27 protein-coding genes are annotated in these 18,189 nt (G+C 69.0%); 21 read left to right on the top strand and 6 right to left on the bottom strand.

All coding sequences use genetic code 11. The features are described from left to right. Positions 1 to 95 precede the first annotated feature (95 nt). A complete protein-coding gene (gene dnaG, locus ACM9LD_RS24480; RefSeq protein WP_415679119.1) occupies positions 96 to 1,808 on the bottom strand; it encodes a DNA primase in 1,713 nt (570 codons plus the stop codon). A 424-nt stretch (positions 1,809 to 2,232) separates the two neighbouring features. Between dnaG and ACM9LD_RS24475 the strand changes: the two genes are divergently transcribed. The 19 genes from ACM9LD_RS24475 to ACM9LD_RS24385 all read left to right on the top strand — a co-directional run bounded on the left by ACM9LD_RS24475 (position 2,233) and on the right by ACM9LD_RS24385 (position 12,590). Further along, entirely contained in the window at positions 2,233 to 2,433 is a 201-nt protein-coding gene (locus ACM9LD_RS24475) for a hypothetical protein (protein ID WP_415679118.1), read from the top strand. 89 nt (positions 2,434 to 2,522) lie between these two features. Next, entirely contained in the window at positions 2,523 to 2,861 is a 339-nt protein-coding gene (locus ACM9LD_RS24470) for a hypothetical protein (protein WP_415679117.1), read from the top strand. A 34-nt stretch (positions 2,862 to 2,895) separates the two neighbouring features. Beyond that, positions 2,896 to 3,234: a hypothetical protein gene (locus ACM9LD_RS24465; protein ID WP_415679116.1), complete on the top strand. Its 339-nt coding sequence runs from the start codon at positions 2,896 to 2,898 to the stop codon at positions 3,232 to 3,234. A gap of 26 nt (positions 3,235 to 3,260) precedes the next feature. Beyond that, a complete protein-coding gene (locus ACM9LD_RS24460) occupies positions 3,261 to 3,527 on the top strand; it encodes a hypothetical protein (RefSeq protein WP_415679115.1) in 267 nt (88 codons plus the stop codon). 18 nt (positions 3,528 to 3,545) lie between these two features. Continuing rightward, entirely contained in the window at positions 3,546 to 3,974 is a 429-nt protein-coding gene (locus tag ACM9LD_RS24455; protein WP_415679114.1) for a hypothetical protein, read from the top strand. A gap of 238 nt (positions 3,975 to 4,212) precedes the next feature. Further along, positions 4,213 to 4,503 carry a hypothetical protein gene (locus tag ACM9LD_RS24450; protein WP_415679113.1) on the top strand — a complete coding sequence of 97 codons (291 nt, stop codon included), beginning with the start codon at positions 4,213 to 4,215 and terminating at the stop codon, positions 4,501 to 4,503. Positions 4,504 to 4,534: 31 nt separating this feature from the next. Next, positions 4,535 to 4,729, top strand: a complete 195-nt coding sequence (locus ACM9LD_RS24445) for a hypothetical protein (RefSeq protein ID WP_415679112.1) — start codon at positions 4,535 to 4,537, stop codon at positions 4,727 to 4,729. Between the two features lie 55 nt (positions 4,730 to 4,784). Further along, a complete protein-coding gene (locus ACM9LD_RS24440) occupies positions 4,785 to 5,405 on the top strand; it encodes a hypothetical protein (RefSeq protein WP_415679111.1) in 621 nt (206 codons plus the stop codon). A gap of 9 nt (positions 5,406 to 5,414) precedes the next feature. Next, complete coding sequence (locus ACM9LD_RS24435; protein WP_415679110.1) at positions 5,415 to 5,909, top strand: hypothetical protein; 495 nt, start codon at positions 5,415 to 5,417, stop codon at positions 5,907 to 5,909. A gap of 42 nt (positions 5,910 to 5,951) precedes the next feature. After that, on the top strand, positions 5,952 to 6,332 hold the full coding sequence (locus ACM9LD_RS24430; protein ID WP_415679109.1) for a hypothetical protein: 381 nt from the start codon (positions 5,952 to 5,954) through the stop codon (positions 6,330 to 6,332). A gap of 29 nt (positions 6,333 to 6,361) precedes the next feature. After that, positions 6,362 to 7,180 (top strand): hypothetical protein, encoded by an 819-nt coding sequence (locus tag ACM9LD_RS24425; protein WP_415679108.1) that lies wholly within the window; start codon positions 6,362 to 6,364, stop codon positions 7,178 to 7,180. A gap of 110 nt (positions 7,181 to 7,290) precedes the next feature. Further along, positions 7,291 to 7,854, top strand: coding sequence for a helix-turn-helix domain-containing protein (locus ACM9LD_RS24420; RefSeq protein WP_415679107.1), 564 nt, complete (start codon positions 7,291 to 7,293; stop codon positions 7,852 to 7,854). Next, positions 7,851 to 8,888, top strand: a complete 1,038-nt coding sequence (locus ACM9LD_RS24415) for a hypothetical protein (protein ID WP_415679106.1) — start codon at positions 7,851 to 7,853, stop codon at positions 8,886 to 8,888. The genes ACM9LD_RS24420 and ACM9LD_RS24415 overlap by 4 nt, the downstream gene beginning before the upstream one ends. Before the next feature lie 106 nt (positions 8,889 to 8,994). Continuing rightward, a complete protein-coding gene (locus ACM9LD_RS24410; RefSeq protein ID WP_415679105.1) occupies positions 8,995 to 10,782 on the top strand; it encodes a DNA cytosine methyltransferase in 1,788 nt (595 codons plus the stop codon). A gap of 63 nt (positions 10,783 to 10,845) precedes the next feature. Continuing rightward, positions 10,846 to 11,070: a hypothetical protein gene (locus ACM9LD_RS24405; protein WP_415679104.1), complete on the top strand. Its 225-nt coding sequence runs from the start codon at positions 10,846 to 10,848 to the stop codon at positions 11,068 to 11,070. A 118-nt stretch (positions 11,071 to 11,188) separates the two neighbouring features. Then, positions 11,189 to 11,365, top strand: coding sequence for a hypothetical protein (locus tag ACM9LD_RS24400; protein ID WP_415679103.1), 177 nt, complete (start codon positions 11,189 to 11,191; stop codon positions 11,363 to 11,365). A gap of 56 nt (positions 11,366 to 11,421) precedes the next feature. Then, positions 11,422 to 11,622 (top strand): hypothetical protein, encoded by a 201-nt coding sequence (locus ACM9LD_RS24395; RefSeq protein WP_415679102.1) that lies wholly within the window; start codon positions 11,422 to 11,424, stop codon positions 11,620 to 11,622. Then, entirely contained in the window at positions 11,619 to 12,128 is a 510-nt protein-coding gene (locus tag ACM9LD_RS24390) for a hypothetical protein (protein ID WP_415679101.1), read from the top strand. The genes ACM9LD_RS24395 and ACM9LD_RS24390 overlap by 4 nt, the downstream gene beginning before the upstream one ends. A 90-nt stretch (positions 12,129 to 12,218) precedes the next feature. Further along, positions 12,219 to 12,590 carry a hypothetical protein gene (locus ACM9LD_RS24385; RefSeq protein ID WP_415679100.1) on the top strand — a complete coding sequence of 124 codons (372 nt, stop codon included), beginning with the start codon at positions 12,219 to 12,221 and terminating at the stop codon, positions 12,588 to 12,590. A gap of 39 nt (positions 12,591 to 12,629) precedes the next feature. Here the strand turns inward: ACM9LD_RS24385 and ACM9LD_RS24380 are convergent, their stop codons facing one another. Genes ACM9LD_RS24380 through ACM9LD_RS24365 form a run of 4 tightly spaced genes read right to left on the bottom strand, consistent with a single transcriptional unit; the run spans position 12,630 to position 14,859 of the window. Continuing rightward, positions 12,630 to 12,857: a recombinase family protein gene (locus ACM9LD_RS24380; protein WP_415679099.1), complete on the bottom strand. Its 228-nt coding sequence runs from the start codon at positions 12,855 to 12,857 to the stop codon at positions 12,630 to 12,632. Beyond that, entirely contained in the window at positions 12,854 to 13,039 is a 186-nt protein-coding gene (locus ACM9LD_RS24375; protein WP_415679098.1) for a hypothetical protein, read from the bottom strand. Before ACM9LD_RS24375 ends, ACM9LD_RS24380 begins: the two co-directional genes overlap by 4 nt. Positions 13,040 to 13,096: 57 nt before the next feature. Then, positions 13,097 to 13,894 carry a hypothetical protein gene (locus ACM9LD_RS24370; RefSeq protein ID WP_415679097.1) on the bottom strand — a complete coding sequence of 266 codons (798 nt, stop codon included), beginning with the start codon at positions 13,892 to 13,894 and terminating at the stop codon, positions 13,097 to 13,099. 59 nt (positions 13,895 to 13,953) lie between these two features. Further along, positions 13,954 to 14,859 carry a hypothetical protein gene (locus ACM9LD_RS24365; RefSeq protein ID WP_415679096.1) on the bottom strand — a complete coding sequence of 302 codons (906 nt, stop codon included), beginning with the start codon at positions 14,857 to 14,859 and terminating at the stop codon, positions 13,954 to 13,956. 408 nt (positions 14,860 to 15,267) lie between these two features. Here ACM9LD_RS24365 and ACM9LD_RS24360 point away from each other — a divergent pair, with 408 nt between their 5' ends. Together ACM9LD_RS24360 and ACM9LD_RS24355 are read left to right on the top strand one after the other, a co-directional pair. Next, complete coding sequence (locus tag ACM9LD_RS24360) at positions 15,268 to 15,615, top strand: histone-like nucleoid-structuring protein Lsr2 (RefSeq protein WP_415679095.1); 348 nt, start codon at positions 15,268 to 15,270, stop codon at positions 15,613 to 15,615. A 74-nt stretch (positions 15,616 to 15,689) separates the two neighbouring features. Continuing rightward, on the top strand, positions 15,690 to 17,411 hold the full coding sequence (locus tag ACM9LD_RS24355) for a DUF6919 domain-containing protein (RefSeq protein WP_415679094.1): 1,722 nt from the start codon (positions 15,690 to 15,692) through the stop codon (positions 17,409 to 17,411). A 131-nt stretch (positions 17,412 to 17,542) separates the two neighbouring features. On the opposite strand, the gene ACM9LD_RS24350 is transcribed toward ACM9LD_RS24355, so the two are convergent. Beyond that, positions 17,543 to 17,968, bottom strand: coding sequence for a DUF2690 domain-containing protein (locus tag ACM9LD_RS24350; RefSeq protein ID WP_415679093.1), 426 nt, complete (start codon positions 17,966 to 17,968; stop codon positions 17,543 to 17,545). Between the last annotated feature and the right edge of the window lie 221 nt (positions 17,969 to 18,189).

Raw genomic sequence — 18,189 nt, 5'->3', positions numbered from 1 at the left:
TCGGCGCAACCACACTGCGCACCCGCGGCCGCCCATCCACACCCCGGACTCTAGCGGCTCAGGGCCCCACTCAGGTGGGGCCGAATGAAACCGCCCTACCGGGGCCAGATCAACTTGACATAGCCAACCAGCGGCTCGAGCACGGGGCCGTCGACGTGGCGCACCACCGTGTCCACCCACTCCGGGCCGCCGAGGCCCGCCGCGATGCCGCCCGCGGCCTCGATCGCCAGCCGCACCTGGCGGTACGCGGGGTCGGTGAACATGTCGTCGGACAGCGCGTCGAAGACCATGCCCGCGAGTGAGGGCGCCTGCAGCGCGGCCTTGAGCACCTCGCGCTGCACCCACAGCACCGGGTCGGCCGGGTTGGGGCGCTGCGGCCCCGTCGGGCGGGGCGCCGGGGCCTCCGGGACCGCCTCCCGGATCCGGTTGTTCGACGGTGCCGACGCGCCCGGCCCGGGGCGTCCCTCGCCGCGGCGGATGCGCGCGGACTCCTCACGGACGCGACGCAACACCTGCGTGACGTCGTCCCAGCCGACCCAGCCGGCGAGCTGGCGAGCGTACTCGTCCCGCAGCGCCATGTCCTTGATCCGCGCGACCACGGGCACCGAACGGCGCAGCGCGTGCACGCGGCCCTCGGCGGTATCGAGGTCGAACTCGGTGATCAGCGTCTTGACCGCGAACTCGAACATGGGGACGCGCTGGGCGATGAGATCGCGCACCGCCTCGTCGCCGTGCTTCTGCCTCAGCTCGCACGGATCCATCCCGTCGGGCGCGACGGCCACGAAGGTCTGCCCGGCGATCTTCTGATCGCCGTCGAAGGCCTTCATCGCGGCGGCGCGGCCGGCCTCGTCGCCGTCGAAGGTGTAAATGACCTCGCCTCGGAAGTAACTGTCGTCCATCATGAGCCGCCGCACCAGCGAGACGTGCTCCTCGCCGAAGGCGGTACCGCAGGACGCGACGGCGGTCTCCACGCCCGCGGCGTGCATGGCCATGACGTCGGTGTAGCCCTCGACGACCACCACCTGGTGCCCCTTGGCGATGTGCTTCTTCGCGTGATCGAGACCGAAGAGCACCTGCGACTTCTTGTACAGCATGGTCTCGGGCGTGTTCATGTACTTGCCGAGGTTGTCATCGTCGAACAGCTTGCGCGCGCCGAAACCGATGACGTCGCCGCCGAGATTCTTGATGGGCCACAGCAGCCGCCGGTGGAACCGGTCGATCGGACCGCGCTGGCCCTGCTTCGACAGGCCCGCCGCCTCGAGCTCCTTGACGTCGAAGCCCTGGCGCAGCAGCGCCTTCGTCATCGTGTCCCAGCCCGACGGGGCGTACCCGCATCCGTAGAACTGCGCGTCCTCCTCGGTGAAATCACGATCGGTGAGGTACGTGCGGGCGATCTCCGCCTCGGGCGTGCGGAGCTGCTCGGCGTAGAACTTCTGCGCGGCGGCGTTGGCCGCCACGAGCCGCATGCGGGTACCGCGGTCCTGCTTCGGGCCGGGACCGCCGCCCTCGTAGGTGATCTGGATGCCCACCTTGTCGGCGAGCTGCTCAACGGCCTCCACGAAGGGCACGTGCTCGATCTTCTGCAGGAACGAGATGACATCGCCGCCCTCACCGCAGCCGAAGCAGTGGAAGAAGCCCTGCGTGGGCCGCACCTGGAAGGACGGCGTCTTCTCGTCGTGGAACGGACACAGGCCCTTCATCGACCCCACGCCGGCGGGCCGCAGCGCCACGTACTCGCCGACGACGTCCTCGATGCGCGCACGGTCGCGGATCGCCGCGATGTCACGCTCCGGGATTCTGCCGACCACGAGATCGAGTCTACTTCGTAGACACCATGAAACTAAGGGGGCCCGCGCGAGCGGGGCGCATCGGGCGCGTCAGTAGCCCCCACATGTCGGCTCCGTTCGGCATGATCTAGGCATGGAGACGGCGATGACGACGATCGTGCGGAAGGCATGATCGGGCACTTCCGCCGCGAACTCCCGCCGAAGTCGCCGACCAGCTCGGATTAGCCGCCGCACCGGGCGACGTCCAGCCGCTCGGGTGAGCGATCTCGGGCTCGATCGCGGTGGGTGCCTCGGGTGCGACGCGAGCGAACTGGACGCGCTCCTCGGTGCCGGCGGCGAGGCGTAGGTCCTCGACCGGTCTGCCAGGGCGCAGGCGGCCCGGCTCTACAGAGCTGATTCCGTCTACTTTGTTGACACTGCTTCGTCTACAAAGTAGATTCGTCACATGAGTACGAAGACGGGGAACACCACAGACTTCACGACCCTGCCCGCGACCAGTGCCCTCGCCGGCACCGACGTCTGGCCGTCCGGCTACGACGAGATCCACTACGACGCCGACGACGACGCCTGGCCGTCGGGCTACGACGAGATCTACTACACCACCGAAGGTGCTAGGGCGGCCGCGGCCGAAGACGGCGACGACTGAACGCTTAGCGCCCACGTGCCGCAGCTACCTGGGATGATCCAGACATTGCAGCGGATCGACCAGCAACCGGAGAAGCGAAGGAGGACCCGATGGGCAACACCGAAACGATCATCACGTTCACGCACGAGGACGGCCGCGTGATCGAAATCGATCACCTCGGCATCGCGACTCCCGAGAACCGCGGCGAGTTCGCGATCTACGAGGGCGATCGACAGATCGGCGAGTTCATGCTGCCCTGGGCGATCTACTGCGAGGCAGTGAAGGCGGACTTCGCCCTGCCCGACGATGCCGAGCTGATCGCGCAGGCGACGCTCGCGCTGGTCGACGATCCGCGAGTGCTCACCCAGGAGCGCGTGGCGGAGGCGTTCGCGATCCAGGCTGGCGTGATCGAGCGCGACCTGGATGCGCCGCCGCCTGCCGCCGGGTAGACGACCGGAAACCGAAACCGAATCGAGGCACATGATGACCGGCACGATGCACGGCTCCGACCTGCTCGCCAGGGCACGAGCCTGGGAGGAAGATCCGGCCAACCGGGGTTCCGATGCTGCGGGCCTGGTGGCGCTGCTCTGCGACGAGCTGACGGCGACCTCCCGCCTCGCCGCTCACCTCGCGAACGAGGTGCTCGGCACTGTCGGGCAGTGCTCGATCGCCAGCGTGATGGACCGCTGCGAGGAACCGGCTGTCGCGGTCAGGTGGGAGGACGGCTTCGCCGACGAGGTGTGCGAGCTGCACGCGGAAGCGGCTCGGGAGCGCGGCGCCATCGTGATCGAGGCACGTCGGCACGACGGCAACCAGCGCTGAGTCCACGAACTGAAGGGTGAAAGATCATGGCTAGAGACGCTTTCGGACGACCGTTGGTTCCTGGATACAACGTCGACAGGATCGATGTTGAGGCCGGACTGCGGGAGTTGGTCCGTGCCGGTTACGACGACGACAAGCGGACCGCGATGGTCATCGAGTACGCCTTGCGTCGATGGGCACGCGGCGAGGAAGAGGCTGCGGAGCGCGGTGCGATCGACGGGGCGTTTCACGGCATCGATCGGACGTCGTGGCTCCGAGTCCTCGCGGCGGCGCAGGCCGCCGCTGCGGTCTGACAAACGAAGGAGATCGAAATGATCGGTAGGTACTGGTCAACGGGAATCAGTCTTCGTCGACGTGAGGGAGTCGACTCTCGCGAGCAGTGGGCCGCGTCGGTCGACTTCTTCGACGAGGGCTCCGGTGACACCGACGTCGGCCCCACCCCGACGGAGGGAACGTTGAAGACCCGGTACTTCCTGTCCGGTTCATCTGGCGAAGCCGCGGCGATCCGTGCGGCTCAGGAGGTGAGGGCCGATGCGGAGCGGATCGGCGTCGAGTTCCGGCCGATCGGTCCTGATGACGACGACCCGATGGTGTACCTACATCGGGACAACTGGGTCAGTGAGGACAACGAGGTCGGAGCTCCGGAGATCGAGCGTGTTCTGCACGCAGTGGCGGCGGCGCTGGGCTGGCCGTCCGCGCGTTCCGGGTTCACGCCGGCTGTGGTCCAACGAGATGTCTGAGGAAATCGAAGGAAAGATCAGTGGCAGATCACGACTACAAGCGGGCCGCGCAACGATGGGCCGAACCGGCTGTCGTTGACGGCGCGCAACGACGGGCTGATGACTTCCTCAGGCGCCACGTGGACCCCGAGGCTGGCGCGGTTCAATCACTGATTCCCGAGACCGCGATCTCCGAACTCCCGCTACCTGGCCGCGCCGGAGACGATTTCCGATAGTCGAAGAGAGGAGGATTGCAAGCATGCCCACCGCCAAACCGAAGATCGACCGAGTGATGGTCGCAGGCCTGACAATCACCCGACGCCACGATCTCCTGGTCCTCCGCGACGGCGCGATCCGTCTTGCCAGCAGCAGCACCATCCTCAACGAGGACAGCGCCGGCGGCCGGATCATCCTCGCGCGCTACCAGCTCGACGACGCGGAGATCACGGCCGACTCCTCCGGCAAGTTCACCCGCGGCTGCGGCCCACGCGTCGACGAGCTGATCGAGGACATCAACACCAACGTCCTGTCGAATCTGGCAGCCCAGTAATCCTCCCGCCCAAGGAAAGCGAGCGACGCTCATGATGAACACCAAGTACGCGATCCCCGACGCCGAGTTCGCCCGCGGCTTCGACTACGTCGACAACGCCGTCAAGGGCCTCGCGCCCGCCGAGAAGCTGAAGTGGGGCAGGAGCCAGCGGTACCGCCTGTCCCTCGCGCTCGGCGGCATGTGGAACCGCGGCGTGGCGCACGGCCTGGCCGCGCACGGACTCTGACCTGGCCCGGCCTATCCGATCCTCAACCCCTTGAATCAAGCCGTAGGAGAGCACGATGTCGAACTGGGATTCCAGCCTTCTGGCGGTGGAGGTCGAATCGGCCGGCGTCCGGTGCCTGTTCGGACCGATCGCCGGGCTGCCCGACGCGATGAGCTTCGTTTCCGAGCACGTCTCCGACGTGGACGTCTACCGGCACGGGTACGTCCGGCTGTTTCCGCCGTCCGAGGCGACGAAGCTGCTGCCGCAGCGCGGCGACGCAACACCCATGGAGGGCCTGTTCGAGCTGCCGCCGCGGGAGAAGCGCGAACCGCTCGAGGTGGCGCTGCGCGACGCGATCGCCGTGGAGCTCGGAGAGCCCGGCGCCGGGGCGCGAGGGGACGGTCTGTACTCGCATCTCGACGTGCACCGCCCGTGGCGTGTGCGGATCAAGGACCAGGAGTGCTGGGACGAAGAGTGTGGCCACCCGCGTGATCCGGATGGTGGATGCGCGGCCCCAGGGCGGGTCGGTCTCTGGTGCCGCGCCTGCACGCCGCTCTACCGCGCCGGCGGTGAGTACGACGGCATCCCGTACCACGAGTGCCAGGTGGATTGGCCGTGCAGCCCGGTGCTGGCGCTGTGCGCGTCGTTCAACGTTTCGCTGACCGGCAAGGCGCTCCCCACCGAGCGCCCCGAGTAGGAGATGACTGTGAAACGAGACCGGCTGGAGCGCGCCATGACCTGGATACCGGGCGACGTGACCGATCGCCGCGCGGACTCCGCGGCGGCCCTGACGAAGGAGCACCCGGGTACGCCGGTCGTCGCCGCCGTCCCTGCGGAGTCCGAGTCCTCCCGAGCAGACGACTCCGCCGCCCGGTGGGCCAGCGACCTTTCCCGAGCGCATGGCGTCTCGTACGGGAGTCGGCTCATGCAGGCGGTGGCAACGGGTACGGCCGGAGGCGTGGATCGGAGGCCTGCCGACTACGGCTACGTCGACTGCGCCGGCTGCGTGTGGATCAGCGAGACCGATGAGCGCGACGTTTGGCTCGCCCTTCCCGACCAGGGGTATGAGGTTGTCGTCGCTCTTGACCATCTCCCGGCCGCTGGCGCGCCGTACTTCCGGATCTTCTCCCGGGATCTCGTTGAGACGCTCAGGGGCAAGTTCCATCGCGTGCAGGACGAAACTCCCTCGCGGATCGGCTGAGACCCAGACAAGCTGCATGTACGAGCCCTTCGACGAATGGAAATGAGCACGATGAACGATGTGAACGGCTACCCCGCGTCGGCCGCCGACTTCGAGGCGTGGCGCCAGGCGTTCGGCGGTGAGGTGCCGGTAATCGACCTGACGGACGCCGAGGTCGTGGTCGATCCGCTGGCTCCCGCCGCACAACCCGCGGCGGCCCCGTCGGCCCTGATGTTCGCCACGGACCGCGCGGCTGCGAAGCAACGCGCGGTGCTCCGGCACGAGGCAGTCTTCCTGCGAGCCGGGTGGACGCGCACGCTGGACAGCCAGACCGTGATGTACACCCCGCCAGCTGGCGCGCAGCCGGCCGAGATCGCGGCCACGGAGGAGGAGGCCCGGCAGGTTCGTGTGCGCGACGGCTGGGTCTCCGAGCAGCGCAGCTAGGGGACGAGTGGGCACGAAGGAAGGTCGCGATGTCGAGGGATGACGATGCGGGGCAGGGGCGCGCCCCCGGGGCGGATGGCTCGGCCGGCCTGCCGATGCGGGTGCGTGAACTCCTCGCGGCGCGAGGGCCGTTGACCTCGCGTGAGCTCGAGGACGCTCTATCGGTCGGCGGTGACCAGGCTGGTCGCGTGAGGGACGACCTGGATGACCTGCTGTTCGGGGAGTTCGATGAGGGTTTTGTCGCGCTTGCTGACGGGCGGTGGGTCTGGGCTCCGGGGCTGCTCGCGGGGCGGATCTTCACCCATCGGCTGACCCCGGAGGAAGCTGCCGGGGACTACCTGCAGGGTGCGGTCGACGTGGTCGCGATGTACCCGTTGTGGCTGCTGCCGGGGGCTCGTGACTTCGGTCCGGTCACCGGTACGGCGGCGTTGCTGGACGGGAAGGCCATGGAGGAGCCGCTGTTGCTGCGCGGTGTTCCGCTCGGGGAGATCACGCGTGGATCCGTGGCGCTCTTTCCGCGAGGTTGCTTCGCCGGGATCGGCGCCGCTGGTGGCGAGCTGATCGGGATCCGGGTCACGAGCGATGGGCTGCGCGCGGAGCCGGTCGCGCAGGATCTTCCCGCCGGCCCGAGTGCGCGGTTGTATGAGCTCGTGGTGGGTGCGCCTGAGCCGCAACAGATTGAAGAGGTGATCTGGCAGGTGTGCGCCGAGGACGATGAGGCGTTTCGGGCGGCGGTGATTCCGCTCAGTGATCTGGCGGCGATCGCCGGGCTGTCGCTGTCGCCGTCGAATGGTGGCGAGCAGATCGCTGGTCCCGGGTTCGACTGGGGTCGGCGCGGGCGGATCTGACGCGCACCGGCAAGCGAAACCCCTTTTAGGGGTTGACGCCCTTGAAAGGGGCGCGCATACTTTCCCAGGAAGGCCACACGCCTCAGGCCTTCCGGAAGCGGGGAAGCACCATGGGAGCCAACGACACGAGCAGCCGCATGACGGCCGCCGAGTTCCGCGCGATCCGTGAAGGAGTCGGCGTCACCCTGGACTGGATGGCCGGCCACCTGAGGGTGAACAATCGCACGCCTCGCGCCTGGGAGCAGGGCCGCGCGCCGGTCCCCGACTCGGCGGCCATCGCGGCCCGGGCCATGTACGCGGCGACGCTCGCGGCGGCCGACGAGCTCGCCGCGGCCGTGCGCGAGAGCGACGAGCCGTTGCTGACCTTCCGCACCGACGCGGACATGCCGCGCCTGCTGCGCTTCGAGGGCAGCCGCTGGCCGGCGGCCTGGCACCGCGGGGTGTGCCTGCGCGCCTCCCACGCGCTCGGCGGCCGCGCGATCGACTACCACGGCGAACACCTCGAGGTGGAGTTCGTCTTCGCGCAGGACCGCGACGCGGAGACGGATCTGCTGCTCGTCGACGGTGAGCACGAGGTGGAGGTCGCGCCCGCGGAGGACACGGAGCCCTACGATCAGGCGCTCTACGCGGCCGGCTGGTGGGCCATCAACGACGACGTGGTGGTCAAGCGATGACCATCCGATTCGGCCAGGCGACGACGCCCGGGCACCCGTACCCGCACCTGGCGATGCTGGGTGCGCTCGCGTTGACCGACGCTGAGGGGCTCGGTGTTGTGGGCGGGCACGACATGGCCGGCGGTGCACCCTCGGTGGCGATCAGCCCGTCTGCGCTCGCCGAGGTGCTGCTGCGGCAGGCCTCCCGCGTGGCCGATGCGGGCTCGCCCTGGCGTGTGCCGGCGCACGACGGCAAGCCCCTCCTGGGGCACACGTGGCACGCCCTGACGCCGCGCGAGGACCCGAAGGGGCGGCACACCATCGGGGATACCGCGCGGCTGATCGAGCTGATCCAGTCCCGTCAGGTCACCGAGGGCGACCGGCGCCTTCGGCGGGGGCTCGGGGTGCGGGCCCCGATCCGCACCGCCCCGACGCGCAACCGTGGCCGGTCGACCTGGGACATGACCTTCGGTGCGACGGGCCGCGAGATCGTCGGCTCCCGCCTGGTCCGCGGCGCCGAGTACGTCGCCGGTCGTTCGGCGGTGGCGATCGCCGCGGCGCTGCGCGGCGACGAGCTCGAGCCGGGGCGGACCGACGTGATCCAAGGGTGGCACGGGGCGCATCCGGTCGACGTCGATGCCGCGGTGGCGTGGTGCAGCCTGTGGGGCCTGTCGATGCTGCCCGTGCGGCACTACCCCGGGGAGGACGGCGGCATGGTCGTGACGACCGGCGCGGCGGCGGGCCGGCACGGGGCCGTGCTCGCGCTCCCGGTCCGGGCGGAGCTGGGCACGGCGGGGGAGTGGCGGCAGTTCCTGCAGTCGCGGGCGTGGGCGGCGGTGGTGCGCGATGCCGCGGCCGCCGAATCGACGTTGGGTGTGTGCCGATCGCCGGGGCAGATCTTCGAGAGCCGGCACCTGCTTGGCGGCTGGCGGCAGCTGGTCGCGGTGATGCAGTGGGACCGGCACCTCGAGAAGGCCGGGCCGAACGTCAAGAAGGACACCCGCGGTGGGCGTCTGGTGCATCCGGCGTTGACGGGAATCGCCGCCGGAGCGTGAAGGTGACAGCGCTGGTTGTCGGGCGGTGTTCCGAGTCGTTCCGGGGGGCGTTTGCCGCGTACGAAAAACCGTTGACCGAACAAGGTTATTCGCGTACAATAACCGCATGGCGAGTAGAGCTATGACCGCGGTAGCCGAGCATAGGCCCGCAACGCGCCCACGGCGATTCGCGCACGACGTGCTCACCGCACTGGACCTGTTCTCCGGCTTCGGAGGCCTCACCTGGGGCATCCGAAAAGCGGGCTTCGAAGTAATCCTCTGTGCCAACCACAACAAGTACAAAGTCGAAATCCATGAGGCCAACCACCCGGAGGCCGAGCACTGGATCGCCGACCTGGTGGACGAGGAATCCACCGCCTACCACGACGTCCGCGACCTGCCGTACGCCGACCTGTTCACCGCCGGAGTGTCGTGTACGAATCACAGCCAGGCGAACACTACGAAGGCGTACGCGACCGGTGAATCACTGTTCGACATGGACGATCCGGAGTACCAGGAGCGGGTGACCAAGTCCGAGAAGGACAGGGCCACAGCGAATTGCGTCTTGCACTACGCGGACGCCCGTCACCCGAAGATGATCCTCGTCGAATGCACCACCGAGCTGGTGTCATGGGGTAAGGCCGTGCCGGGGAAGAAGAAGGTCGGCGACGGCTCCACCTACCGGTGGTGGCTCAAGCAGTTCGAGAACCTGGGCTACAGGTACCGCGAGCTGCGCTTGAACAGCATGTTCTTCGGCGTCCCCCAGAGCCGCGACCGCCTCTACATCGTCTTCTGGGACAAGAAGCTGCCCGCCCCGGATCTCGACCACTGCCCGCTCTCGTGGTGCCACTCGTGTGACGACGCCGTCGAGGCCGTGTGGTCTTGGAAGACCGGGGTTCCCGCGACGGGATCGGTCCGGTACGGCAAGCAGTACCAGTACTTGTGCCCGCGGTGCCGGCGCCCGGTGATGCCGCCGGCGACGCCGTCGTTGCACGCGATCGACTTCTCCGACCTCGGCCGGCGGATCGGCGACATGCCGCTCAAGAAGATCAAGGACCGCAAGACCGGCGAGATCTACTACGCCACCCACGCCCGGGCGACGCTGGCGCGGGCGGACCGGTGCCGGCAGCAGTTCGGGCAGTTCCCCGCGGTGCTGATGCCCGCGAAGGCCGTGCACGGTAGCGAGCGGCACCCGTGGCAGCCGATGGCCACGCAGACCTCGCAGCAGGAGACCGCGGTCCTGTCGACCGGCGCGATCATGCAGATGGCCAACAGCTTCGAGCACCCCGGTTCCGAGTGCCGGACCAGGGATCTGTCGCAGCCGCTGTGGACGCAGCCGGCGACGAACACGACCGGGCTGCTCACGCCGCCCGTGGCGATGGCGATCGACAACTACCAGGGCGCGCCGCGAGGCCTGGACCAGGCGCTGCCGACGCAGGGTGGCTCGGAGACGCTGGCCATCGTCTCCGGCGTCATCCCGTTCCGGAAGAACACCACGCCCACCTCGCACGCGGCGCCGATGCCGACGGTCACCGCGGAGCAGATCCCCGGGTTGCTGTCGGGCTGGTTCAAGCAGAACGGCAGCACCGGCGCCGAGACCGCGCCGCACCCGCTGACCGACCCGCTGGGCACCCTCACCGCGCGAGATACCACCGCGTTGCTGTCCGTGGAGTACAACGCGATGCTCGCCGAGATCGCGCTCGAGGACTGCTACTTCCGGATGATGCGCTCGTACGAGATCGGACGCGGGTGCGCGTTCGATGTCGATTTTCACGACTACAAGGGCACCTTCAAGGTCTGGGGCCAGGAGCGCCAGCAGGTCGACGGGTTCGGCAACGCGGTCTCGCCGCCCGTCGGCGAATGGCTGGGCGGCCGGATTTACGCCGCCCTGCACAACGGGCAGGTGGCAGCATGAGGCCGGTGAGCTCGGTGAAGCCGAGCCGCCCGTGGTGCACCGAACACGAAAGGGAGTGACGGCATGCCGACGACGGTGCCGAGCGTGAACCAGCTCAAGAAGGCCATCGACCCCGAGGTGTGGGCGGTGCGGTACAAGGACATGCCCAACCTCGGCGCGCAGTGGGAGTGGGAGCAGCGGCGCGCGTCGTCGACGAGGGCCGCTGAGCGGGTGCGTGCACTGCTGCTGCAGCGGCAGGCCGCGCGCGGAGTCGGGCAGCCGCGGCAGAGCTCGATGAGCGGCCGGTGAGCTGGGCCGAGGTGATGGACGGCGCCCGGCGGTATCGCGGGCCTGCGTGAAGCGCGCCCCACGGGCGAATGGAGTTCTGTTCGGCAATCAGCCGGACCCGACAGGATGGAGAGTCGTGATGGCTGACGAGAACGCGGGCGTTCGGCCCACGCAGGCCGGCGAGGACCGGATGGAGCGCATTCGGAAGCTGGTCCAGGCGGCCAGCGGCCAGCCCTACCGGGTGGGCGGCGGGGAGGACGACCAGGCGGACGGCGGCGAGGCCTCGGCCTCGTCCGCCGAGAAGCCGAGTGACTGACCGCGGCCTCTCGGCGCGGTGCGGTCGGCTGACGTACAACGGGAGGTGCGGAGCGCATGGCGGACATCGGCGAGGTTCTGAATAGGCCTGGCGAGTGGGAGATCCGTACGACGGTCTACCGCAACGGCCGGCGGGTCGCCACGTGCGACACCACCGGGCACGAGACGTTCGCCGCCGCGGCCTACTGGGTAGGCGAAGGCCTTCGCACCCGCGAGGTCGTGCAGCACGTGCCGCGGCGCCGGAAGGGGACGATGTGAACGGTCCAGACCCGGAGGTCATCAAGGGCTTCCAGCGGCACATGCGCGGCGAGCTGCGTCAGGCCCATGGCCACGATCTGGTGCGCCTGGCCGCGGATCGGCCCGACGGGACGACGATAGATCCGCTGGTTCCTCACCGCGAGCACGACCGGCCGCGGGAGGACTGGCCGACGGCGACCCTGATGGAGCTGCGGCCGTCTGCGCACCCGAGCCTGATCCTCGACACCACGGCGGCGCGGTGGTGGATGCTCAGCGAGCCCTACCTGGAGGCGGTCGCCCTGGTCGTGGGGGTCGGCGGCAGGTACCACAACGGCCAGCCTGACCTGCGAGTACACGCCTGGGCGGCGTCGGAGCGCGGCGAGGTCCTGGGCTGCGAGATCGGCACAGGCCGGCACCCGGCCGGATCCGGGCGCAACCTGTTCCTCGACGACCTCCGCGGGAGCTGGCCGCCCGGCACCGCCGACGATGCGCTGTTCGAGAGCATCGGCTACCGCACCGTCCGATAGCGGACCGACGATGAGACGCCCCGATCCCGCGAACTTGTCGGACCCCTCGGGGATGATCAGGGCCGAGACGCCCTGACGGAGGAGAAGCCGATGTTGAACACGCCCGTCGAGATCGTGTTCGGAGTGATCAGCGCAGCGCTGCTGTTCGCGGCCGTGTGGCTGATCACCCGCGTGACGGAGGACCGGTCCGTCGAAGCCGCGACCGGAGTGGCGGGGCGGTGGATCGCGCCGTCGACCTACCGGTGGGCCGGCGCGCTGCTCACGCTGGCGGGGATCATGGCCATCCTGGCCATCCACCGGGTCTGGTGGGTGGGCGCGATGTTCGTCGTGCTCGGCATCATCCACGTGGTCACGGCGCGGAGCCTGCTGCCGGCCCGCAAACGGGTGGCGTCGAGCTCCGTCGTCTACCTCGACGAGCACACCCGCCAGCGGCGCGATCGCAGCCGCGACCACCACAGGTAGTAGGCGCCGCCCGGGTCGGTCGCGGGCCGCGGTCGTGGGTCACGCCGCCGCCGCGGCCAGGCTGATGTAGCGCGCGGTGCGCACCTGGCGCCAGATGTGCATGCGGGTCCACGGCCCGTCCCCAGTGGGCGTGGGGATCTCGTCGGCGTTGAGGGCATCGCAGATCTGTCGGGTCGTGCAGCCGGCGACGGTCATCTCGTGGATGCGGCGCACGACGTCGAGGGAGAGCAGCGGCGGTCGGCCGCCGGGGTGTGCAGTGTGCATCATCGCTTGCCTCCCCGCATGCCCTGCAGGGCGGTCAGCAGGTCACGCAAGGTGCTGCGCGCGTGGTGCCGGCGCGCGGTGTCGCTGGTGGTCAGGCCGACACAGACGGTCAGGGCGATGCAGAGGACGAGGACGATCACCGGGATCCCGGTGAGGATTGCGAGGGCGTAGCTGAAGGTCGCCATGGGGCGCTCCACTTCTGTGAGAAGGGTGCGGATCCCGGCCTGGGCGCGGCGCGCGAGTTAGGCGGCCGCGGCGGTGGCGATCGGGGAATCCGCGGAGGTATGGAGTACTCCGCGGAAGGTGGGGCCGCGCACGAGCTGCGGGCGTGAAGTGGCCTGCCGGCCGGGTGGTGGTTGGGCGCCGATCAGGCGCAGGCGTGCGAGGAGTAACGCGCGGATGGTGGCCTGGGCCTCGAGCGTGCGCAGCACGTGCGGGGCGACAGCGAAGGTCTGCGGGCCGCGGACGGTCGCATACCGATAGAACCAGGCGGCGAAGGCCTCGCCGAGGTGGCGGGCCGAGGTGATGACGTCGAGGTACTTGGACCAGTCGTCGAGCTTGGCGGCCAGCTTGCGGTAGGTGGAGCCGATGGCCGAGTTGGGGTTCCACATCTTGCCGACGATGCTGTCGGCGTTCCACCGGCTCGCGTTGGCCGCGGCCGCGATCGGGGAGGGCGTGGAGCGGGGCCACAGCTTGCTCAGGTCAGCGAACGGAGTGGGGACGGTCTTGAGGATGTGCTTCGAGATGGTCGACGCCGCAGACGGGGAGACCATGGCGCCGAGCGCGCTGGCCGCCGTGCGGTTCGCGGCGGTGATCGCGCTGATCGGGCTGGCTGTGCGGTTCGCGGCGGTGATCGCGCCGATCGAACTCGCTGCGCGGGTCGCTCGGGTGGCCGCGGCGATCGACCTGGCCGCCGCATGGTTGGCGGCGGTGACTGCGGCGAACGAGCTCACGGCCCGATTGGCGGCGGTGACCGCGGCAAGCGGAGGGTGCGCGCTCGCGTGGAGCGCGTATCCCATCGATGCCGCAGTGCTGTTCATGACGTTCACGCTAGCGGAGCCCGGTCGATGTTCGGTATCTCGACACACCCAACCGTTGGCTAGGTCCGTGGGCTGGCCGCCTTCCGTGTTGCTCGTCGCCGGTAGGTGATCGTGACCACCGGATGCGCCTGCGGGACAAGCCTGCCGAGGTAGCTGTAGTCCGTCCTCTCGTGGTTCGAGCGGGACCACGCATCGAGCGCGTCGTCGGACATGTAGAGAAGGTTCACCGGCGCTGGCAGGGGGCGCCGAGAGGCGCGCAGGGTGATGGCGTGCGGTGCGTCCCCCGGGCGCCATATGCGCATCTGATGGGGGTTGCGGAACTCTTTCGGCCACCAGGGGAGAGGGAATCCGGGGAGCGCTGCGGCGAGGTCTGTCCAGTGAGCGCGCCAGTAGCGGCCGTTGTCGAGGGCTCTGATCCGAGGGTCGAGGCGCTCGAGGTGCGCTCGCGGTGCGGCGTCCTCGGCGAGGACGAACGTCGACTTCGGTGGCACGTATCCGACGGAGGCATGTTCGATGGCGGCGAGTTCGCGCTCTGCCGGGAGTGCGCTGGTCGATCCGATGCGGAATGCGAGGACGACGGGATTGGCGCAATCGTAGGTTTCGATGACGTGCGCGACCCAACGGAGGGGGAATCCGATGCCCGGTTCGTAGCGCAGTGTCACGGTCTCCAAGAGCGTGGGGGCGTTAGTTCCGGTGCGCGGGTGCAGGCGCGGAACGGGTAATGGGCGGCGTCGCGGGTGTCCGCTGGTGGCGAGCTGGTAGTCGTAGATTTCCGAGGCCTTCCAGCGTGCGATGGGCCCGGAATTGGTCGGAGAGACAGCAGCCGGGAATTCGGGGTAACGGCGCCGTGCCGTGGCGACGCTGGCCTCGGTAATACCTAGCTGCTCGGCAACGTCGGCGGCGGACAGCTCCCTGCAGGAATTCCAATCGAGCCAGTCGGCCGCAGCACGAGAGATCGCGTTCATATCGCCTGTGTAGCACGGGAAATGGAGCGCGTCGAGTTAGTGTTTGACGGCCTAGACATATGCCAGTGAGATTAGTCCAGGTCAGGGATCCGCCATTTCCGTCGAGACAGCGGGAAAATCGTTTGCGGGGCCCCGCCGGAGAGGACGGCGTGGGAACGCGGACCCGCCTCCTGCAGTGAGCCCATTTACCGCGTGAGGACAGGGTTCTGGGCGTCCCGCAGTTCCTTGCCGGGGCGTCGCCTCCAGGTGGCGGCAGGGTAACGCGACGCAGTTCATCGACAGCGTGAGGTAGTGAATATTCCGGGCTCGCGGAAATGTGCACGAACGCACTGCCAGTAGCAGCTAGGCTTGCAGCGAATAACGCGGTGTTTCCAGTTCAGCAAATGCGAAATGAAGGAGTCAGGGGATATGGCGCGCAAGGTCACCGTCACGCTGGTCGACGATGTGGACGATACGCAGACCGCGGATGAGACCGTGGAATTTGGTCTGGACGGAGTGACCTACGAAATCGACCTCTCCTCGAAGAACGCGGCCAAGCTCCGCGAGTCGCTGAAAGACTGGGTTGCCAACGGGCGGCGTATCAGTGGGCGCAAGCAGCGTGGCGGCAAGGCGATCGCCGCGTCGACGTCGCGGACCCCGATCGACCGCGAGCAGAGCGCCGCGATCCGCGCCTGGGCCCGCAAATCCGGGCTGCAGGTCAACGAACGAGGCCGGATCAGCCAGAGTGTGATCGACGCCTACAACTCGGCGAAATAGGCTCCAGCGAAACCGGTGTCACCGGCGCGCGAGAGTTCGCGATTCCACGTGCCGCTCGCGCTCGTCCGGCGTCGATGTCGCTGGAACAGCGGGCCGCCGACCTCTGCGGCTTGGCTGTCCCAGGGACAGTCGGGGAGGATGTCGGCCATGGCCACAACGGACATCTTCCCGACCGGATCGATCCCGCGGTGAGCGGCGAGTCGACGAGCGACGCGCGATGGAGCCAGGCGCGGTCCCTGGAGGATGTCGCGGCGCTGACCGCGGACTGGCTCGAGGGGAGCGTGGCCTCGCAGCCCGGGTACGCGCGCGAGGCGGGCCCGGATGAGGAGAGCCTGGAGTTGGTGCCGGTGCTCGCTGCGGTGAACCGCGCGGGGTACTTGACGACGTGCTCGCAGCCAGGGCACGAGCCGACTGTCGGGGCCGACGGTGCGGTGTGGGCGCAGCGGCCCGCGGTCGAGGGATTCATTCATCACGGGTCGCTGCTGCGCGAGCTCGTTACGCGAGGCCAGGCAGCGGGGATGCTGGTGGTGCTCGAGCAGTCGCCTCAGGTGGAGCTGCCGTTCCCGGTCGTCGGCGGTGCGGTCGGGGTCACCACGCGTGATGATCAGCCGTACACGGTGTTCGGGCACCGGCACAACCAGTACCGCGAGGACGAGCTGTGCCCGGCCGCTGCGGCGGCAGACATCGAACGCGCCGCGCACCTGACGCTGGTCGACCCGGACTTTCGGGATGGGCGCCGGCTGTGGGATCTGCTGCTGGCGGCAGTGGATGCGGCGGCCGCGTACACCGAAGAGATGACCGAGCTGGTCGCGCCCGCGGTGACGTTCAGAAGCACCAGCTGGTTGACGCCGGATGCGATCACGACGTGGCGGGCGGACCTGGAGATGCTCATCGCGGATGGGGCTGTCGGTGACGATCCTGTCCATGTGGGGTTCGCCGCGTTCACCGTCGTGCGCCTGGCGGCCGGGCATTCGATTGCGGCGCTGCTGGAGGCGTTCGGGTCGGAGCGCGCGCAGCTGTACGGGCAGCTGTTCGAGGGGGATGACCTCGGGGACGAGCTGGAGGCGGGGTTCGGGGATGGTCCGCCGATCCACACGGTGATCCTGATCGAGTCGGTGGTGATCGCGGAGCCTGCGCGGGGTCACGATCTGGGTGCGTGGATGGTCTCGGAGGTCGTTGCGCGCATGTCGGGGGCGATCGACACGTTGGTGCTGCTGTACCCGTATCCGGCGGTCGCCCGGACCGGAGAGGCGGACGAGCTCGCGGCCGTCACGGCGCTCTCGGCGCACTGGGCCAAGGTCGGGCTTGAGCAGATCCCGCAGGCCCCGATGTTCCTCGGGGCGTCGACGGCGTTCGTGGGTCTCGGCGAAGCGCATGCCCGTCTCAACGCGGCGGCGGAGGACGTGCAGGTGCCCGTTCCCCGTGCTCTCTTCGGTGAGCAGCGGCCCGGTGGCGGGTCGATGTTGCCGGGGGAGCCCGGCGAGCGATGGGAGGCGGAGGCCACCGCCGGCGGGGATGACGATGCGGCTGATGACCTCGACGTGCCGCCGGGGATGTGGACGCTCGCGCACCGCGGGTTCAGCGGCGGCGGCCGGCTGGATGTGTGGCTGTTCCCGACGAAGCTGGACGCGCTGCGCGAGGGCGCGGCGATGGCGATGGAGTTCGGTCTCGATCGCGATGCCGAGGCGAGGGCGATGCTGGAGGCCGAGGACTTCCAAGGGGTCCTCGATCGGTTCGACGAGTGGTCGCCGGAGTCGCACCTGCTGCGTGTGCAGATGGCGTACCTGTCGGACTGAGCAGGCGAAACCGGGTGTCGGGCAGGCCTCGGGTGCCTAGACCTTGAAGGGGGCCTGGGCGTGCGACGGCGCCCTCTCCCGGGTGCAGAGAGGGCGCCGTCTGGTCGGTGGGCGGGTGTCAGGTCGTCGTGTCAGCAGAGCGTCTTGTATCCGGTGTCCCACACCGAAAGCCCGTCGAGCTTCTGGATCTTGACCCGGAACTGGATGCAGGTGCTGCCGGGGGCGTAGACCATCGGCGTCCAGTACGAGGACGGGCTGCGGCCGTAGGAGGGCGACCACTGCCAGCCGGAGGCGGGAGAGGTGATGCCGGCCTCGCTGGCGCGGTTGGTCGCGCCGGTGACGCGGACCCAGTTGGTGCCGCAGCTGGGGCTGTACCGGACCTCGACGGTGCCGACGCCGAGGTAGTTGCTGCTCCAGATGGTCTGGGCGCCGTTGGCGCAGCCGGTGGCGAGCGGGTCGCCGCTGGTGACGGCGTTCGCGGGGCCGGCGGTGGCCGCGGTGGTGACCGCGGCGAGCGCGACGAGGATGCCCGCGCCGCGCGTGATGAGTTTCGACATGGTGGTCTCCGTGGTGTCGATCGGGAGCGGATCCCGGTGGCGAGGTTTTCGCCGCCTTGGCTGCCCGTATGACCACTGTGCGGGGTGGCCCATTTTTGTCGCAACAACTGAAAAATGTTCTGTGCGAGTTAGATTCGCGCACGAACTGGTGGGGTGGTGTGGCGGGCATGGCAGTGCGCCCGCGCTCGCAGGTGGGGTGAGCGCGGGGCGCGGGGTGGTGG

Source organism: Tsukamurella hominis, assembly GCF_965137015.1.
GTDB classification, from domain to species: domain Bacteria; phylum Actinomycetota; class Actinomycetes; order Mycobacteriales; family Mycobacteriaceae; genus Tsukamurella; species Tsukamurella hominis.
Note: the sequence above shows the minus strand (reverse complement) of the source record. Positions and strands in the feature narration are given on the sequence as shown.

Excerpts from the sequence above, each read along its gene's own strand:
- ACM9LD_RS24475 (WP_415679118.1), top strand. The coding sequence starts at position 2,233 with ATGAGTACGAAGACGGGGAACACCACAGACTTCACGACCCTGCCCGCG.
- ACM9LD_RS24470 (WP_415679117.1), top strand. The coding sequence starts at position 2,523 with ATGGGCAACACCGAAACGATCATCACGTTCACGCACGAGGACGGCCGC.
- ACM9LD_RS24465 (WP_415679116.1), top strand. The coding sequence starts at position 2,896 with ATGACCGGCACGATGCACGGCTCCGACCTGCTCGCCAGGGCACGAGCC.
- ACM9LD_RS24460 (WP_415679115.1), top strand. The coding sequence starts at position 3,261 with ATGGCTAGAGACGCTTTCGGACGACCGTTGGTTCCTGGATACAACGTC.
- ACM9LD_RS24455 (WP_415679114.1), top strand. The coding sequence starts at position 3,546 with ATGATCGGTAGGTACTGGTCAACGGGAATCAGTCTTCGTCGACGTGAG.
- ACM9LD_RS24450 (WP_415679113.1), top strand. The coding sequence starts at position 4,213 with ATGCCCACCGCCAAACCGAAGATCGACCGAGTGATGGTCGCAGGCCTG.
- ACM9LD_RS24445 (WP_415679112.1), top strand. The coding sequence starts at position 4,535 with ATGATGAACACCAAGTACGCGATCCCCGACGCCGAGTTCGCCCGCGGC.
- ACM9LD_RS24440 (WP_415679111.1), top strand. The coding sequence starts at position 4,785 with ATGTCGAACTGGGATTCCAGCCTTCTGGCGGTGGAGGTCGAATCGGCC.
- ACM9LD_RS24430 (WP_415679109.1), top strand. The coding sequence starts at position 5,952 with ATGAGCACGATGAACGATGTGAACGGCTACCCCGCGTCGGCCGCCGAC.
- ACM9LD_RS24425 (WP_415679108.1), top strand. The coding sequence starts at position 6,362 with ATGTCGAGGGATGACGATGCGGGGCAGGGGCGCGCCCCCGGGGCGGAT.
- ACM9LD_RS24420 (WP_415679107.1), top strand. The coding sequence starts at position 7,291 with ATGGGAGCCAACGACACGAGCAGCCGCATGACGGCCGCCGAGTTCCGC.
- ACM9LD_RS24415 (WP_415679106.1), top strand. The coding sequence starts at position 7,851 with ATGACCATCCGATTCGGCCAGGCGACGACGCCCGGGCACCCGTACCCG.
- ACM9LD_RS24410 (WP_415679105.1), top strand. The coding sequence starts at position 8,995 with ATGGCGAGTAGAGCTATGACCGCGGTAGCCGAGCATAGGCCCGCAACG.
- ACM9LD_RS24405 (WP_415679104.1), top strand. The coding sequence starts at position 10,846 with ATGCCGACGACGGTGCCGAGCGTGAACCAGCTCAAGAAGGCCATCGAC.
- ACM9LD_RS24400 (WP_415679103.1), top strand. The coding sequence starts at position 11,189 with ATGGCTGACGAGAACGCGGGCGTTCGGCCCACGCAGGCCGGCGAGGAC.
- ACM9LD_RS24395 (WP_415679102.1), top strand. The coding sequence starts at position 11,422 with ATGGCGGACATCGGCGAGGTTCTGAATAGGCCTGGCGAGTGGGAGATC.
- ACM9LD_RS24385 (WP_415679100.1), top strand. The coding sequence starts at position 12,219 with ATGTTGAACACGCCCGTCGAGATCGTGTTCGGAGTGATCAGCGCAGCG.
- ACM9LD_RS24380 (WP_415679099.1), bottom strand. The coding sequence starts at position 12,857 with ATGATGCACACTGCACACCCCGGCGGCCGACCGCCGCTGCTCTCCCTC.
- ACM9LD_RS24375 (WP_415679098.1), bottom strand. The coding sequence starts at position 13,039 with ATGGCGACCTTCAGCTACGCCCTCGCAATCCTCACCGGGATCCCGGTG.
- ACM9LD_RS24370 (WP_415679097.1), bottom strand. The coding sequence starts at position 13,894 with ATGAACAGCACTGCGGCATCGATGGGATACGCGCTCCACGCGAGCGCG.
- ACM9LD_RS24365 (WP_415679096.1), bottom strand. The coding sequence starts at position 14,859 with ATGAACGCGATCTCTCGTGCTGCGGCCGACTGGCTCGATTGGAATTCC.
- ACM9LD_RS24360 (WP_415679095.1), top strand. The coding sequence starts at position 15,268 with ATGGCGCGCAAGGTCACCGTCACGCTGGTCGACGATGTGGACGATACG.
- ACM9LD_RS24355 (WP_415679094.1), top strand. The coding sequence starts at position 15,690 with ATGTCGCTGGAACAGCGGGCCGCCGACCTCTGCGGCTTGGCTGTCCCA.
- ACM9LD_RS24350 (WP_415679093.1), bottom strand. The coding sequence starts at position 17,968 with ATGTCGAAACTCATCACGCGCGGCGCGGGCATCCTCGTCGCGCTCGCC.